General features: G+C 69.3%; 15 protein-coding genes. 9 read left to right on the plus strand and 6 right to left on the minus strand.

Annotation, left to right across the window (positions count from 1 at the left end):
* Window positions 1-76: 76 nt before the first annotated feature.
* A complete protein-coding gene (carB, locus tag AAHM41_RS22570) occupies window positions 77-3,328 on the minus strand; it encodes a carbamoyl-phosphate synthase large subunit (protein WP_342238835.1) in 3,252 nt (1,083 codons plus the stop codon).
* 189 nt (window positions 3,329-3,517) lie between these two features.
* Here carB and AAHM41_RS22575 point away from each other — a divergent pair, with 189 nt between their 5' ends.
* From AAHM41_RS22575 to AAHM41_RS22585, 3 genes are all read left to right on the plus strand, one after another.
* The gene (locus tag AAHM41_RS22575; RefSeq protein WP_342238836.1) at window positions 3,518-4,897 is read left to right on the plus strand and encodes an adenylate/guanylate cyclase domain-containing protein; all 1,380 of its coding nucleotides are present in this window, start codon (window positions 3,518-3,520) and stop codon (window positions 4,895-4,897) included.
* 10 nt (window positions 4,898-4,907) lie between these two features.
* Window positions 4,908-5,780 carry an aldo/keto reductase gene (locus AAHM41_RS22580; RefSeq protein WP_342238837.1) on the plus strand — a complete coding sequence of 291 codons (873 nt, stop codon included), beginning with the start codon at window positions 4,908-4,910 and terminating at the stop codon, window positions 5,778-5,780.
* 327 nt (window positions 5,781-6,107) lie between these two features.
* Window positions 6,108-6,446 (plus strand): hypothetical protein, encoded by a 339-nt coding sequence (locus AAHM41_RS22585; RefSeq protein WP_342238838.1) that lies wholly within the window; start codon window positions 6,108-6,110, stop codon window positions 6,444-6,446.
* 61 nt (window positions 6,447-6,507) lie between these two features.
* On the opposite strand, the gene AAHM41_RS22590 is transcribed toward AAHM41_RS22585, so the two are convergent.
* The gene (locus AAHM41_RS22590) at window positions 6,508-6,669 is read right to left on the minus strand and encodes a hypothetical protein (protein ID WP_342238839.1); all 162 of its coding nucleotides are present in this window, start codon (window positions 6,667-6,669) and stop codon (window positions 6,508-6,510) included.
* 20 nt (window positions 6,670-6,689) lie between these two features.
* Window positions 6,690-7,004, minus strand: coding sequence for a plasmid stabilization protein (locus tag AAHM41_RS22595; RefSeq protein WP_342238840.1), 315 nt, complete (start codon window positions 7,002-7,004; stop codon window positions 6,690-6,692).
* Between the two features lie 148 nt (window positions 7,005-7,152).
* Here AAHM41_RS22595 and AAHM41_RS22600 point away from each other — a divergent pair, with 148 nt between their 5' ends.
* Window positions 7,153-7,539 carry a PRC-barrel domain-containing protein gene (locus AAHM41_RS22600; RefSeq protein ID WP_342238841.1) on the plus strand — a complete coding sequence of 129 codons (387 nt, stop codon included), beginning with the start codon at window positions 7,153-7,155 and terminating at the stop codon, window positions 7,537-7,539.
* A 59-nt stretch (window positions 7,540-7,598) separates the two neighbouring features.
* On the opposite strand, the gene AAHM41_RS22605 is transcribed toward AAHM41_RS22600, so the two are convergent.
* The 3 genes from AAHM41_RS22605 to carA form a co-directional block, all read right to left on the minus strand.
* Window positions 7,599-7,754, minus strand: coding sequence for a hypothetical protein (locus tag AAHM41_RS22605; protein ID WP_342238842.1), 156 nt, complete (start codon window positions 7,752-7,754; stop codon window positions 7,599-7,601).
* A gap of 65 nt (window positions 7,755-7,819) precedes the next feature.
* Window positions 7,820-8,404 carry a GNAT family N-acetyltransferase gene (locus tag AAHM41_RS22610; protein WP_342238843.1) on the minus strand — a complete coding sequence of 195 codons (585 nt, stop codon included), beginning with the start codon at window positions 8,402-8,404 and terminating at the stop codon, window positions 7,820-7,822.
* Window positions 8,404-9,564: a glutamine-hydrolyzing carbamoyl-phosphate synthase small subunit gene (gene carA / locus AAHM41_RS22615; RefSeq protein WP_342238844.1), complete on the minus strand. Its 1,161-nt coding sequence runs from the start codon at window positions 9,562-9,564 to the stop codon at window positions 8,404-8,406. Before carA ends, AAHM41_RS22610 begins: the two co-directional genes overlap by 1 nt.
* A gap of 155 nt (window positions 9,565-9,719) precedes the next feature.
* Between carA and AAHM41_RS22620 the strand changes: the two genes are divergently transcribed.
* The 5 genes from AAHM41_RS22620 to AAHM41_RS22640 all read left to right on the plus strand — a co-directional run.
* The gene (locus AAHM41_RS22620; RefSeq protein WP_342238845.1) at window positions 9,720-10,175 is read left to right on the plus strand and encodes a GatB/YqeY domain-containing protein; all 456 of its coding nucleotides are present in this window, start codon (window positions 9,720-9,722) and stop codon (window positions 10,173-10,175) included.
* Between the two features lie 212 nt (window positions 10,176-10,387).
* Window positions 10,388-10,558 (plus strand): type II toxin-antitoxin system RelE/ParE family toxin, encoded by a 171-nt coding sequence (locus AAHM41_RS22625; RefSeq protein ID WP_342238846.1) that lies wholly within the window; start codon window positions 10,388-10,390, stop codon window positions 10,556-10,558.
* Between the two features lie 55 nt (window positions 10,559-10,613).
* On the plus strand, window positions 10,614-12,449 hold the full coding sequence (dnaG, locus tag AAHM41_RS22630) for a DNA primase (RefSeq protein WP_342238847.1): 1,836 nt from the start codon (window positions 10,614-10,616) through the stop codon (window positions 12,447-12,449).
* A 161-nt stretch (window positions 12,450-12,610) separates the two neighbouring features.
* Entirely contained in the window at window positions 12,611-14,560 is a 1,950-nt protein-coding gene (gene rpoD / locus AAHM41_RS22635; RefSeq protein ID WP_342238848.1) for an RNA polymerase sigma factor RpoD, read from the plus strand.
* 221 nt (window positions 14,561-14,781) lie between these two features.
* A partial coding sequence (locus AAHM41_RS22640) for a mannitol dehydrogenase family protein (protein ID WP_342238849.1) occupies window positions 14,782-15,996 on the plus strand: 1,215 nt, incomplete at its 3' end.

Consider the following 15,996-nt stretch of genomic DNA (forward strand, 5'->3'; position numbering starts at 1 on the left):
CAAAAAGCCAAAAAGCATTACACCCGGCGTCCAGGACGCCGGCCTCCAGACCTGCTCGTATCCCTGCCCCCCGGTGCTACCGCGCCGAACCTAGGTAGGATTGCAGCGGGGCGACTTCAAGCGCCCCGGCCTTCAGCGCGGCGATGGCCTCCACAGTCGCACGCGCCCCGGCCACGGTCGTCGAGTAGGGAATGTTATTGACCAGCGCGGCGCGGCGCAAGCCGAAGCTGTCGCGCACCGTCTGGGCACCGTCGGTGGTGTTGAACACCAGTTGGACCTCGCCGTTCAGGATGGCGTCGACGATGTGCGGCTGGCCTTCCATCACCTTGTTGATGCGCCGGACCTTGAGCCCGCCCTCCTCCAGCGCCTTGGCGGTGCCGGTCGAGGCCAGGATCTCGAAGCCCAGCTCGGCGATGCGGCGGGCGACGGTGAGGATCGCCGGCTTGTCGCGGTCCTTGACCGAGATGAAGACCGTGCCGGACAGCGGCACCTTCTGGTTGGCGCCGAGCTGGCTCTTGGCGAAGGCACGGCCGAAATCGCGGTCCAGGCCCATGACCTCGCCGGTCGACTTCATCTCCGGCCCCAGGATGACGTCGACGCCGGGGAAGCGGTTGAACGGGAACACCGCCTCCTTGACCGCCGTGTAGGGCGGGTTCGGGCCAGTCAGGGTGAAGTCGGCCAGCTTCTCGCCGGCCATCACCCGGGCCGCGATCTTGGCGATCGGCGTGCCGGTCGCCTTGGCCACGAAGGGCACGGTGCGGCTGGCGCGCGGATTGACCTCGATGACGTAGACCTCGTTGTCCTTGACCGCAAACTGGGTGTTCATCAGGCCGATGACGCCGAGGCCGTCGGCCAGCATCCGGGTCTGGCGCTCGATCTCTTGGACCACCGAGGCGGACAGGGAGTAGGGCGGCAGGGCGCAGGCGCTGTCGCCGGAGTGGATCCCGGCCTCCTCGATATGCTCCATGATGCCGGCGACATAGACCTGCTCGCAGTCGCGCACCGCATCGACATCGACCTCGATCGCGTCCTGCAGGTAGCGGTCGATCAGCACCGGGTTGCGGCCGGAGACCTTGACGGCCGTGGTGATGTAGCGGCGGAAGCCCTGCAGGTCGTGCACGATCTCCATGCCCCGGCCGCCCAGCACGTAGGACGGGCGCATCAGGCAGGGGAAGCCGACCTCCTGCACGATCGCCTCGGCCTCCTCGACCGAATGGGCGATGCCGCTCTTCGGCTGGCGCAGGCCCAGCTTGTCCAAGAGGTCGCGGAAGCGCTCGCGGTCCTCGGCCAGGTCGATCGCGTCCTTCGGCGTGCCCAGGATCGGGATGCCGGCCGCCTCCAGGTCATGCGCCAGCTTCAGAGGCGTCTGGCCACCGAACTGGACGATCACGCCCTTGACCGTGCCGCGCTCCTGCTCGACCCGGATCAGCTCGATCACGTCCTCGGCGGTCAGCGGCTCGAAATACAGCCGGTCCGAGGTGTCGTAGTCGGTCGACACCGTCTCCGGGTTGCAGTTGACCATGATGGTCTCGTAGCCGGCCTCCTTCAGCGCGTAGGCGGCGTGGACGCAGCAATAGTCGAACTCGATGCCCTGGCCGATCCGGTTCGGGCCGCCGCCGAGGATGACGATCTTCTCGCGGTCGGTCGGGTCGGATTCGCACTCGCCCTCGTCGAAGCCGGCCTCGTGGGTCGAGTACATGTAGGGCGTGGCCGAGGCGAACTCGCCGGCGCAGGTGTCGATCCGCTTGTAGACCGGCGTCACGCCGAGGCCGCGGCGGGCGGCGGTGGCGTCCGCTTCGCTGACATCCGCCAGCTTCGCCAGCCGGGCGTCGGAGAAGCCCATCCGCTTCAGCCGGGCGAAGCCCTGGGCGTCCTCGGGCAGGCCATAGCGCCGCACCTCCTCCTCGGCCGCGACGATCCGCTCGATCTCGCGCAGGAACCAGGGGTCGAACTTGCAGGCGGCGCGGATTTCCTCGACCCCGAGGCCGAGGCGCATCGCCTGGGCGATCACCAGCAGGCGATCATGGGTCGGGCGGGCCAGGGCGGCGCGGATCACTTGGCTGTCCGGCGCATCCATGGCGACGCCCGGGATCTCGACCTCGTCCAGGCCGGTCAGCCCGGTCTCCATCGACCGCAGCGCCTTCTGCAGCGCCTCGGGGAAGTTGCGGCCGATCGACATCGCCTCGCCGACCGACTTCATGCTGGTGGTCAGGGTCGGCTCGGCGCCCGGGAACTTCTCGAAGGTGAAGCGCGGCATCTTGACGACGACGTAGTCGATCGTCGGCTCGAAGCTGGCCGGGGTCACCTTGGTGATGTCGTTGGCCAGCTCGTCGAGGGTGTAGCCGACCGCCAGCTTGGCCGCGACCTTGGCGATCGGGAAGCCGGTCGCCTTCGACGCCAGGGCGGAGGAGCGGCTGACCCGCGGGTTCATCTCGATCACGACCATGCGGCCGGTCTCGGGGTCGACCGCGAACTGCACGTTCGACCCGCCGGTGTCGACGCCGATCGCGCGCAAGACCGCGATCGAGGCGTCGCGCATCCGCTGGTATTCCTTGTCGGTCAGCGTCAGGGCCGGGGCCACGGTGACGCTGTCGCCGGTGTGGATGCCCATCGGATCGATGTTCTCGATCGAGCAGATGATGATGCAGTTGTCCGCGCGGTCGCGGACCACCTCCATCTCGTATTCCTTCCAGCCGAGGACGGATTCCTCGATCAGCACCTCGCGGGTCGGGCTGGCGGCCAGGCCGGAGCGGACGATCTCCTCGAACTCGACCCGGTTATAGGCGATGCCGCCGCCGGTGCCGCCGAGGGTGAAGGACGGGCGGATGATCGCCGGCAGGCCGACGGTCGACAGCGCATCGATCGCCTCGGACAGGCTGTGCACCACCGCGCTCTTCGGCGATTCCAGGCCGATCTCGTCCATCGTCTCGCGGAACTTGGCGCGGTCCTCTGCCTTCTCGATGCTGTCCCGCTTGGCCCCGATCAGCTCGATCCCCAGCCGCTCCAGCGTGCCGTTCTCGGCCAGCGCCATGGCGGTGTTCAGTGCCGTCTGCCCGCCCATGGTCGGCAGCAGCGCGTCCGGCCTCTCCGCCTCCAGGATGCGGGCCACGAACTCCGGCGTGATCGGCTCGATATAGGTCGCGTCCGCCAGCTCCGGATCGGTCATGATCGTCGCCGGGTTGGAGTTGACCAGGATGACGCGGTAGCCCTCCTGCTTCAGCGCCTTGCAGGCCTGGGCGCCGGAATAGTCGAACTCGCAGGCCTGGCCGATGACGATCGGTCCGGCGCCGATGATGCAGATCGAGCGGATGTCGGTGCGCTTGGGCATGGGAGGCGGCCTGCTGGGTACGAGGGGCACGCTCCCGAAGGAGCGCGCTCTTATAAGGAAGGAACGCGCGCGGGGAAAGCCCCGGGGCGACCGCATGGCGCAGGGCAGGGGCGACCTGTCGTCATCCGGGCCCTGGCGAAACCGGCTCCGGCGCCCCATTTGCAGCGCATCATCGGGCTGGAGGGCGGCATGGCGAAACCGGCGCAGGCGACGCCCCTTGGCATCCTGGGCGCCATGGAGCGGGAGGAGCGGGAGGGCCTGTCCTACGTCTTCTATGGCCGCGTCCTGGTGCTGGCGCTGCTGGGCCTCTATGTCGTGCTGACCATCCCGGTCGGGCGGGCGGTGGCCTATATCGGGCTGATCGCCGTCTTCGTCGTGCTCGGCCTGATCCCCTATCTGCTGCAGCGGCGTGGCAGCATCGGCGTCTGGGGCGTCGGCGCCTTCCTGGTGCTGGATGCGGTGGTGCTGACCTTCATCATGGTGGCGCCGAACCCGCTGTTCGGGTCCGACCTGCCGGTCCAGTTCACCCAGCGGATCCCGAACTTCCTGTTCCTTCTCCTGTTCCTGTGCGGCGTGGCGCTGAGCTATTCGCCCAAGCTGGTGCTGCTGGTCGGCGGGGCGCTGACCGTCTCCTGGTCGCTCGGCTTCGCCTGGCTGGCGACGCGGCCGGACAGCATCGTCACCAGCGCCAACGACGTGGTCGACGGTCCGAATCCCAACGCCGCGCGCATCGCCATGTCGCTCGACCCACACGCCGTCAGCAGCACGCTGTGGATGATCCAGACCGTCGTCCTGGTGCTGATGACGGTGGTGCTGGCGCTGGCCGTCTGGCGTTCGCGCAAGCTGGTCGGGCGGGCGGCGCGGATGGAGGCGGCCAAGGCGGCGCTGTCGCGCTACTTCTCGCCCAACCTGGTCGGCCGGCTCGCCGCCTCGGCCACGCCGCTCGGCGAGATCCAGCGCCAGCCGGCGGTGATCCTGTTCGTCGACATCGTCGGCTTCTCCAGTCAGGCCGAGGGGCTGGCGCCGGAGCGGGTGGTGGCGCTGCTGCGCAGCTTCCACCGCCGCATGGCCGAGCAGGTTTTCGCCCATGAGGGCACGATCGACAAATATATCGGCGACTGCGTGATGGCGACCTTCGGCACGCCGCAGCCCGGCCCGCGCGACGCCAGCAACGCGCTGCGCTGCGCCCAGGCGATGTGTACCGAGATCGAGCGTTGGAACGCCAAGCGCCGGGCGCGCGGCGCCGCCCCGATCGAGGTCGGCATCGGCCTGCATTACGGCCTGGTGGTGATGGGCAATATCGGCGACGAGCGCCGCCTGGAGTTCGGCGTCGTCGGCGACACGGTCAACGTCGCCAGCCGGCTGGAGCGGCTGACCCGCCCCTTGGCCGCCCGGGTGGTGGCCAGCGACGCCGCGCTGTCCCAGGCCGGCCGCGAAGGCTGCCCGGCGGAGGTGCTGGACGCCTTCGGCCCGGCCGGCCAGGCGGAGATCCGCGGCCGGCAGGGCGCGCTGGCGATCTGGACGCTGGCCGGTGCGGTGCCGCAGGATCGGGTGGCGATCGCGGAATAGGAGTGCACGGATGACAGACGGACCGAAGCTGCGCCGCCGGCCGGCAGGCGAGACCACGGTGACGCTGCCCTCCGGCGCCGCCATGCCGATCCTGGGGCAGGGCACCTGGGGCATGGGCGAGGACCGGCGCGAGGCCGACGAGGAGGCAGCGGCGCTGGCCGCCGGGCTCGACCTCGGCCTGACCGTGATCGACACCGCCGAGATGTATGGCGAGGGCGGGGCCGAGGAGGTGGTAGGCCAGGCGATCCGCGGCCGCCGCGACGGCGTGTTCCTGGTCAGCAAGGTCTATCCGCACAACGCCGGCCGCAGGGCCGCGGTCGACGCCTGCGAGCGCAGCCTGCGCCGGCTCGGCACCGACCGGATCGACCTGTACCTGCTGCATTGGCAGGGCGGGACGCCCTATGCCGAGACCATCGCGGCGTTCGAGCGGTTGCGGCAGGACGGCAAGCTGATCGATTGGGGCGTCAGCAATTTCGACCGCGACGACATCGAGGTCTGGGCCAGCGAGGCGGATGGCGAGCGCACCGCCACGAACCAGGTCTGCTACAGCCTGTCGGCGCGTGGCATCGAATGGGACCTGCTGCCCTGGTGCCAGGACCGCGGTCTGCCGGTGATGGCCTATTCGCCGCTCGGCCAGGGCCGGCTGCTGGGCAATACCGTCCTCGGCGGCATCGCCCGCCGGCACGGCGTGGCGCCGGCCACGGTGGCGCTGGCCTGGCTGCTGACCCGGCAGGGCGTCGTCGCCATTCCGAAATCCAGCCGGGTCGAGCGCCTGCGTGACCACCGCAAGGCGCTGGACCTTGCCCTGGACGAGGCTGATCTGGCGGCGCTGGACCAGGCCTTCCCACCGCCGCGGCGGAAGATGCCGCTCGCCATCCTCTGACCGCCGGCCGACCTACTCCGGATCGTCGTCGCTCTGTCGACCGGATTCGGTCTGGCCAATGGTTGCCGTCGTTGATCATGTATTAATAATTGAGTTTTCGTAAGGATCTGCAATCCGTTTGGAATTCAGATTGTGTCCTCTTTGTGATCTCTTCGTGTTCTAAAAGGAATTTGGCGGCGTTCTCGCTTGGTTTGTAACCGTATGCTTGCCGTGGTAGCTTCTATAGGCGACGGAATCTTCAGGATAGGGCGTGGAATGGGGGAGCCGGCTGTTTCCCAGGGAACATCGCCGGTTGATGAAAGAGGGATCACCCCTATGTTGTCTGGTATGAAGCGTCTCCTCGTGGCCGCCTCGGCGGTTCTGCTCCTCGCCGGTGCCTCCGGCGCCGCCTTCGCCCAGGACCGGGCGCCCGCGCCTGTGACCACCCCGGCGGTGTGGAACGGACAGGGCGACGCGAATCTCGCCACCAAGGTGGACTGGCGTCGCGACTGGCGCCATGACCGCCGCGACTGGCGCCGCGACCATCGGGACTGGCGGCGCGACTGGCGCCACGACCGCCGGGACTGGTACCGCAACAGCTGGCGGCGCGACCACCGGTACGGCTACCGTGACGGCTGGCGTCGCGATGGCTGGTATCGTCCCTACCGGTACGACTGGCGCTACTGACCGAGCGACACTCTGAGGACGATGGAGGCCGGCACCTGCGGGTGCCGGCCTTTTTCCTGCGCTAGAACCGGACCGGATCCGGCAGGGGCGGCTCGGCCGGGCCGTCGGGCGGCACCTCCGGTGGCGGCTGGCCCGGCTGGTCCGGCGGCGTATCCGGCCGTGGATTCGGCATCGGCGGCCGGGTGGGATCGTCGGGCGGCGGTTTCGGATCGCTCATACCCATGCCTTTCATCGCTGCGATGCTCATGACCCGGCGTGCTGCTCGTGGCGCTTGCGGGTGGCTGCAGCCTTCTTCGCCGAGGCGCTGCGGGCGGCGGCCGGTCGGGATGCCGAGGCCTTCCCGCCGGCCTTGCCGCCCTTCCGCGAGGACGCATGGCTCTCGGGCTTGCCGCGGCCGGAGCCGCTCTTCTTGCCGCCGCGGCTCTCCTTGTTGACCGTGGCCCAGGCCCGGCGTTCCGCTTCCTCCTCGGGCACGCCCCGGGCCTCGTAGCCTTCCTCGATGTGCTCCGCCTTACGCTTCTGCTTGTCGGTGTAGCTGGACTTGTCGCCCCTCGGCATGGCTGCCTCCTCTCAGATAGCGGCCCCGCCCGTCACATGCGGGCGGCGCTCTCTCTGGTGCAATCGTGGGGCCGCCGGCTTGGTTCCGGGAACCGCCCGGCGGCCGGAGCCATTGCTCAGAAGAGGACCACCACTGTGGGAGAGCGACATGCAGGCCCAGGCAGCCCGCGACCTCAGCGCGCGCGAGACCGAGCGGCTGATCGCCAGCGACAAGGTCGAGAACACCCCGGTGCGGCGGCCGAACGGCGACCGGATCGGCACCATCCAGCGGGTGATGATCGACAAACGGACCGGCCGCGTCGGCTACGCGGTCATGACCTTCGGCGGCTTCCTCGGCATCGGCGAGGACTACTACGCCCTGCCGTGGTCGATGCTGACCTACAACGAGGCGCTCGACGCCTATGAGCTGGACATCACCGAGGACCAGCTGCGGGGTGCGCCTGCGCATGACCGGGGCGAGCGCTTCGACTGGGACGACCGGAAATGGGCGCAGCAGGTGCACGACTACTACCGTGTGCCGCCCTACTGGATGTGACGGCGAACTCAGGCTGGAAAGACTTGGGGCGGCCTCGCGGCCGCCCCTTTCTTGTCTGGTCAGAAGATCCACCAGAGCAGCACGGCGCCGAGAACGATGACCGCGAGCGTCATCGAGGCGTGGAGCACCCAGCGCATATGGCCGCTGGTCTCGCCCTGGCGGGCCTCGGTCTTGCTGAGCGTGGGCGGGCGCCCGTGGGGGCTGTCCTCCGGCATGTCGCCTCCTCGCTGCGATGGCCTTGGTGAGAAGGCAACGGCAGGGAGAGGAGGCGGGTTCCGGGCTACGCCGCGGGCGGGGGCACCGGAGAGGGAGTGGTCAGCGCCGTCAGCACATGGTCGCGCCAGGCGCCGCCGATGAACAGATAGTCCTTGGCGTAGCCCTCGCGGACGAAGCCCAGGCGCTGCAGCAGGGCGGCGCTGCGGGTGTTTTCGGGCAGGTGGTTGGCCATCAGCCTGTGCAGGCCCAGGGGGCCGAAGGCATAGGAGATCGCCATCTCCAGCGCCTCGCGCATCAGCCCCTGGCCCTGCTGCGCCGCAGCCATGTGGTAGCCCAGCGTGGCGGCCTGGAAGGCGCCGCGCGCCAGCATGTTCAGGTTCAGCTGCCCGACGATGCCGGCGTCCGGCCGGTCGATCCGGCGCAGCACCAGCCGCACGGCGCGGTCGTCCAGGAACAGGTCGACCGCCTCGGCGCCCCAGCGGCGCCAATGGGCCTCGGTCCGCCAGGCGGCGCTGCGCGGCGGCAGCCAGGGGCCGAGATAGTCCCATTCCCGGTCATGGAAGGCGGCCAGCGCCGCGCCGTCGGCCGGCCCGGCCAGGGTCAGGAAGACCCTGGCGCCGAGCAGGCGCGGCGGCGTGTGCTGCGGCATCAGCGCTTGTGCGCGTCGATCAGGTCGACGAAGCGCTGGAACAGGTAATGGCTGTCCTGCGGCCCGGGGCTGGCCTCGGGGTGGTACTGCACCGAGAACACCGGCCGGTCCTTCAGCCGCAGCCCTTCGTTCGAGCCGTCGAACAGGCTGACATGGGTGACCTCGACGCTGTCCGGCAGGCTCTCCGCCAGCACCTGGAAGCCGTGGTTCTGGCTGGTGATCTCGACCTTGCCGGTGGTCAGGTCCTTGACCGGATGGTTGGCGCCGCGGTGCCCGCGCGCCATCTTGCCGGTGCTCGCGCCCAGCGCCAGGGCCAGCATCTGATGGCCCAGGCAGATGCCGAACATCGGCAGCCCGGTGTCGAGCAGCGCCTTGATCGTCGGCACGGCGTAGGTGCCGGTCGCCGCCGGGTCGCCCGGGCCGTTGGCCAGGAACACCCCGTCCGGGCTATGGCTCAGCACGTCCTCGGCGGTCGCCGTCGCCGGCACCACAGTGACCTCGCAGCCGGTCGAGGCCAGGCAGCGCAGGATGTTGCGCTTGGCGCCGAAATCGATCGCCACGACCTTGCGCTTCGGGCTCCCCAGCGTGCCGTAGCCGGTGCCGAGAGCCCAGCGCGTCTGGTCCCAGCGATAGGTCTGGGTGCAGGACACCTCCTTGGCCAGGTCCATGCCCTCCAGCCCCGGCCAGGCCTGGGCCTCGGCGAGCGCGGCGGCGATGTCGAAATCGCCGTCGGGCGCGTGGATCACCACCCCGGTCGGGGCGCCGGCGTCGCGGATGCGGCGGGTCAAGGCGCGGGTGTCGACCCCGGCGATGCCGATCAGGCCGAAGGATTGCAGCCAGTCGTCGAAGTCGCGGGTGGCGCGCCAGTTCGACGGCTCGGTGATGTCGTCGCGCAGCACCAGGCCGCGCGCCGCCGTGGTTCCGGTCTCGACATCCTCCGGGTTGGCGCCGACATTGCCGATATGCGGAAAGGTGAAGGTGACGATCTGCCCGGCATAGGACGGATCGGTCATGATCTCCTGGTAGCCGGTCATCGAGGTGTTGAAGCAGACCTCGCCAATCGCCCGGCCGGTCGCGCCGATGCCTCGGCCCCAAAGCACCGTGCCGTCGGCGAGCACGAGCGCCGCAGTGGCGCCGGGGGGCGGAGCGGTGTGGGTCATGGCAACCTCAGGGTCTGAATTTCCAGGCATAAAGCACGAGTGGTTGCAAGATTCCAGCCCCTCTTGCCCGCGCTGGCGGAATGCCCGCCCCCTTCTCTTGCCTATGTCGGCCGAATGGCCGACATTCGCGCCGCTTGTTCCAGGAGGATCCGATCATGCTGCGCGCCCAGTTCACCGACACGCTGAAGCAGGCGATGAAGTCCAAGGACGAGCGCACGCTCTCGACCGTGCGGATGATCATCGCCGCGCTCAAGACCAAGGACATCGACGCCCGCGCCAAGGGCAACATGGACGGCATCCCGGACGAGGAGATCCTGTCGATGCTGCAGACCATGGTGAAACAGCGGCGCGAGAGCATCGCCCTCTACCAGCAGGGCAACCGGCAGGATCTGGTCGACAAGGAGCAGGCGGAGATCGGCGTGATCGAGCGCTGGCTGCCCCAGGCGATGGACGAGGCCGAGACCGCGGCCGCGATCGGCACGGTGATCCAGGACCTCGGCGCCGCCGGCATGAAGGACATGGGCAAGGTGATGGCCGAGCTGAAGACCCGCTATGCCGGCCGCATGGACTTCTCCAAGGTCTCGGCCGCGGTCAAGGCGCAGCTGGGCTGAACCACGGTGGTCCATCGACCCGAAGACGCCTATATTGGGCCTATGAGAAAACCAACGCCCATCCAGCTTCCGGACGATCCCGAGACCGCCGCCAAGCGTGCGGCGATCCGGGAGGGCATCGCCTCCGCCGATGCGGGGCGGCTGGTTCCCCATGAGGAGGTTCGGCGTTGGCTGCTCTCCTGGGGAACCGGCAAGCGGCTGCCGAAGCCTGAGTGCAAGTATTGATTGCAGCCGCCGACAGCCTTGAACGGCTGCCGCGACGCGGGCGGCCAGGGCTGGAGCTTGCCACTCGGGAACTCGTCGTCACGCCCTATGTGATCGTGTATCGGGTGACCGGACAGGTCGAAATCCTGCGTATCTGGCACGGGGCTCAGAACCGCTGAGGCTGCGACAGGAATCGCGTTAATCTGGTCCCTCCTCGCCCGATAGAACCCCCGCATGTCCCTTCCTCCCGGCTTCCTCGAAGAGCTGCGCACCCGCCTCCAGGTGTCCGACGTGGTCGGCAAGCGGGTGCCGCTGCAGCGCAGCACCAAGGGCGAGTTCAAGGCCTGCTGCCCGTTCCACAAGGAGAAGACGCCGAGCTTCACGGTCAATGACCAGAAGGGCTTCTTCTACTGCTTCGGCTGCGGCGCCACCGGCGACGTCATCAGCTTCGTCATGCAGCACGACCGCCTGTCCTTCATGGAGGCGATCGAGACGCTGGCCTCCCAGGCCGGGCTGGAGGTGCCCAAGGCCGAGCCGGAGGACCGCGCCCGGTTCGAGCGCCAGAAGACGCTGTACGACGTGGTCGAATCCGCCTGCGCCTTCTTCGAGGCCGAGCTGCGCGGCGCCGCCGGCCGGGCGGCGCGCGACTACCTCAAGGGCCGCGGCCTGGACGGCGACACCATCTCGCGCTTCCGCCTCGGCTTCGCCCCCGGCGACGGCGGCAAGCTGATCAAGCATCTGCGCGGCCAGGGCTTCCAGGACGCGATGATCGAGGAGGTCGGCCTGGCCCGCCGGCCGGATGACGGGCGCGACCTCTACTCCTTCTTCCGCAACCGGGTGATCTTCCCGGTGGCCGACCGGCGCGGCCGCACCGTCGCCTTCGGCGGCCGGATCATGGAGGGAGACGGGCCGAAATACATCAACAGCCCGGACAACCCGCTGTTCCACAAGGGAAATCTTCTCTACGGCATGTCCCGGGCCCGGCAGGCGGCGTCGCAGGGCCAGACCGTGATCGTGGCCGAAGGCTACATGGACGTGATCGCGCTGGTCCGGGCCGGCTTCGAGGCGGCGGTGGCGCCGCTCGGCACCGCTTTGACCGAGGAGCAGATCGTCGAGCTGTGGAAGATGGCGCCGGTGCCGGTGCTGTGCTTCGACGGGGACGAGGCCGGGCGGCGCGCCGCCTGGCGGGCGATGGACCGGATCCTGCCGCAGCTGAAGCCGGACCATTCGGCCCGCATCGCCTTCCTACCGCAGGGCGAGGACCCGGACAGCCTGATCCGCGGCTCCGGCGGCGCCGCCATGCAGGCGGTGCTGGAAAGCGCCCTGCCGCTGGTCCGGGTGCTGTTCGACCGCCAGACCACGATGCACCGGCTGGAGACGCCGGAGGGGCGGGCGGGCCTGCGCGCCGGCGTCGAGGCCCAGGCCCGGCGGATCGCCGACCCGGCGGTGCAGGGCCAGTACCTGGCCGAGCTGCGGGCCCGGTTCGAGGAGGCCTATCCCTGGCGGCCGAAGCGACAGGAGTGGCGGCCGGGCGGCAAGCCGCCGGCGCCGGCCGGGCCCAAGCCGCAATCGATCCGCGACGAGCAGGACGACCGCTTGGCGATCTGCGTCCTGTTGTGCCTTCTCGCCGCACATCCGAGCCTCGGCGAGGAGGTCGGCGAGGGCTTCGCCAGGGTCGAGATCCCCGATTCGGGCCTCGATTCGCTGCGCCAGTCGCTGCTGGCGCGACTCGGCGATTCGCACGGCCCCGAATCGGACTCCGACTCGGACGGACTTGATTCGCAGCTGACTCGGCCCTACCTGACTGTTCCCGAAGCCGATGGATTGCCGCCGGCATTGGTCGACCGCATTCGCAGGAAATGGCCCTTCACCCGGCCGGAGGCTCCTCTGGAGGAGGCGCGTACCGGCTGGGCCATGGTCATGGGGCATCTCGAGCTGCGCGCCCTCAGGCGCGAATTCGCGGATGCCGCGCGCGACCTGGCGCGGCAGGGTACGGAGGCCGCGCTGGAACGCTGGCACGGGCTGCGGCAGGAGATCGAGCGGCGGCAGGCGGTGCCGGGTGGGTTCTGACCCGGCGGACGGGATGGAATTGATACCGCGCTAGGGCGGGGGCAGGCATGATTCGAGTCGTGCCCCTTCCTTGCGCGCGGAAGCTTAGGTATGAGAGCCAGCTTCGGGCCCCTCTTGACAACAGGGCCCCGACGGCGGCGGGCGAAGGGGCACGGGTGCAGATGGCAACCAAGACAGCGACGGCGGCGGATTCGGCCGAGACGCGCGAGGACAGCGCGGACGGCGCCTCGATGGACGTGACCGTCCAGGCGGTGAAGAAGCTGATCGCCAAGGGCAAGGAGCGCGGCTACGTCACCATCGACGAGCTGAACGCTGCCCTGCCGCCGGATCTGACCTCGTCCGAGCAGATCGAGGACGTGACCTCGAACCTGTCCGAGATGGGCATCAACGTCGTCGAGAACGAGGAGTCGGACGACACCGCGGCGGCCGCCGGCGATGCCGACGGCGAGGGCCGCAACGCCGGCAACCTCGACGACGACGATGTCGGCCGCACCGACGACCCCGTGCGCATGTATCTGCGCGAGATGGGCTCGGTCGAGCTGCTGTCGCGCGAGGGCGAGATCGCCATCGCCAAGCGCATCGAGGCCGGCCGGGAGATGATGATCGGCGGCATCTGTGAGAGCCCGCTGACCATCCGCGCGATGATCGAATGGCATTCCTCCCTGAAGGACGGGAAGATGCTGCTGCGCGACGTCATCGACCTCGACGCCACCTACGGCGCCAGCCCGGAGGGCGAGGCGCTGGCGATGAGCGCAGGCGAGGCCGAGGCCGAGGAGGAGCCCGAGGCCGAGACGGAGGGCGAAGGCGAGGCCGCGTCCGGCGGGTCGGGCGATGACGACGACGGCGGCATCTCCCTCTCCGCCATGGAGGAGGCGCTGAAGCCGCAGGTGCTCGAGACCTTCGAGGCGATCGAGCAGACCTACCAGAAGATGCACAAGCTGCAGGAGCAGCGCCTGACCCATATCCAGAAGGGCGAGGCGATCTCCAAGCAGGCCGATTCGAAATACGACAAGCTGAAGGAGGACATGGTCCGCCTGATGGAAGGCGTGCACCTCAACAATGTCCGGATCGAGCAGCTGGTCGAGCAGCTCTATGCCCAGAACCGCAAGCTGATGGGGCTGGAAGGCCAGCTCATGCGCCTGGTCGTCGAGTGCGGGGTCAGCCGCGAGTCCTTCCTGCAGAACTATTTCGGCCACGAGCTCGACCCGAGCTGGATCGAGCGGGTGCGCGGCCTCGACAAGAAATGGGCCAAGTTCGTCGAGAAGAACGGCATCGGGGCCCAGCGGGTGCGCGGCCAGATCAGCCAGATCTCGGACGAGGTCGGCCTGCCGATCTCGGAGTACCGCCGCATCGTCTCGACCGTGCAGAAGGGCGAGAAGGAGGCCGGGCGGGCCAAGAAGGAGATGGTCGAGGCCAATCTCCGCCTCGTGATCTCGATCGCCAAGAAGTACACCAATCGCGGGCTGCAGTTCCTGGACCTGATCCAGGAGGGCAACATCGGGCTGATGAAGGCGGTCGACAAGTTCGAGTACCGCCGCGGCTACAAGTTCTCGACCTACGCCACCTGGTGGATCCGGCAGGCGATCACCCGCTCGATCGCCGACCAGGCGCGGACCATCCGCATCCCGGTGCACATGATCGAGACGATCAACAAGCTGGTCCGCACCAGCCGCCAGATGCTGCACGAGATCGGCCGCGAGCCGACCCCGGAGGAGCTGGCCGAGCGCCTGCTGATGCCGCTGGAGAAGGTGCGCAAGGTCCTGAAGATCGCCAAGGAGCCGATCAGCCTCGAGACGCCGATCGGTGACGAGGAGGACAGCCATCTCGGCGACTTCATCGAGGACAAGAACGCGGTCCAGCCGTTGGACGCCGCGATCCAGGCCAATCTGCGCGAGACCACCACGCGCGTCCTGGCCTCGCTGACGCCGCGCGAGGAGCGGGTGCTGCGCATGCGCTTCGGCATCGGCATGAACACCGACCACACGCTGGAGGAGGTCGGCCAGCAGTTCTCGGTGACGCGCGAGCGCATCCGCCAGATCGAGGCGAAGGCGCTGCGCAAGCTGAAGCACCCGAGCCGCAGCCGCAAGCTGCGCAGCTTCCTCGACACCTGAGCGAACGGCGAATTCCGGCTATGAACGGGCAGCCTTCGGCTGCCCGTTTTCGTCTGGCCTGCTCTGTCCGGGTTGCTGCTCCGCAAACTGCCATACTAGGATCGCAGCGAGATTCGAGAGGTTGTGTCCGGCACCGATCGGCGCTACCGCAGGGGTGACAAGATCAGGGAGAGGGCGCCGTCGATGCTTTGTGATCATTCCGGCCGTCGGGAACTCCGCGCATGACCAGCTCCTCGCGGCGGCTCGGCACGGCCGCCCTGGCCGGGCTGCCGGCATCGGTGGCGCGGCCGGGCTATGACCGCGACGCGGTCGCCACCGGCATCGTCCATCTCGGCATCGGCGCCTTCCACCGCGCCCATCAGGCGGTCTGCACCGACGACGTGCTGGCGGCGGGCGACCGGCGCTGGGGCATCCTCGGCGCCAGCCTGCGCAGCCCCGACACGCGCGACGCGCTGGTGCCGCAGGACGGGCTCTACACCCTCTCGGTGCGCGACAGCGACGGCGAGGCGCTGCGCGTCATCGGCGCCGTGCGCGACGTGCTGGTGGCGCCGGAATCGCCCGCCGCCCTGCTCGACGCGATGTGCCGGCCCTCGGTCGCCATCGTCAGCCTGACCGTGACCGAGAAGGGCTACTGCCACGACCCGGCCACCGGCCGGCTGGACGAGAGCCACCCCGACATCGTCCATGACCTGGCCCACCCGGAGGCACCGCGCTCCGCCATCGGCATCCTGGCCCGGGCGATCGCCCGCCGCCGGGCCGAGGGGTTGGCGCCCTTCACCCCGCTGTGCTGCGACAACCTGCCGGCCAACGGCCGCACCCTGCACCGCATCCTGTCGCGCTTCGCCGCGTTGGTCTCACCCGACCTCGGCGCCTATGTCGAGGGCGAGATCGCCTGTCCGGAGACCATGGTCGACCGCATCGTGCCGGCCACCACCGATGAGGATCGCGGGAGGATCGCCACAGCACTCGGGGTCGAGGACGCCTGGCCGATCGTCACCGAGCCCTTCCTGCAATGGGTGATCGAGGACCGCTTCCTGTCCGGCCGCCCGGCCTGGCAGGCGGCGGGGGCGACGCTGGTGTCCGAGGTCGCGCCCTATGAGACGATGAAGCTGCGGCTGCTCAACGGCAGCCACTCCTCGCTGGCCTATCTCGGCTACCTCTCCGGCTGCGAGACGGTGGCGGCGGCGATGGCGGAGCCGGGCATCGCCGCCTTCGTCGAGGCGCTGATGGCCGATTCCACCCCGACCCTGACCCTGCCCCCCGGCGCCGATGTCGCGGGCTACAGGCGCTCGCTGATCGACCGCTTCCGCAACACGGCGCTGAAGCACCGCACCTGGCAGATCGCCATGGACGGGACGCAGAAGCTGCCGCAGCGGCTGCTCGGCACCGTCCGCGGCCCGCGGGGGCGGGGGCGGGCGGGCGGCCCCCCCCCCCCC

It is taken from the genome of Inquilinus sp. OTU3971 (assembly GCF_038440215.1).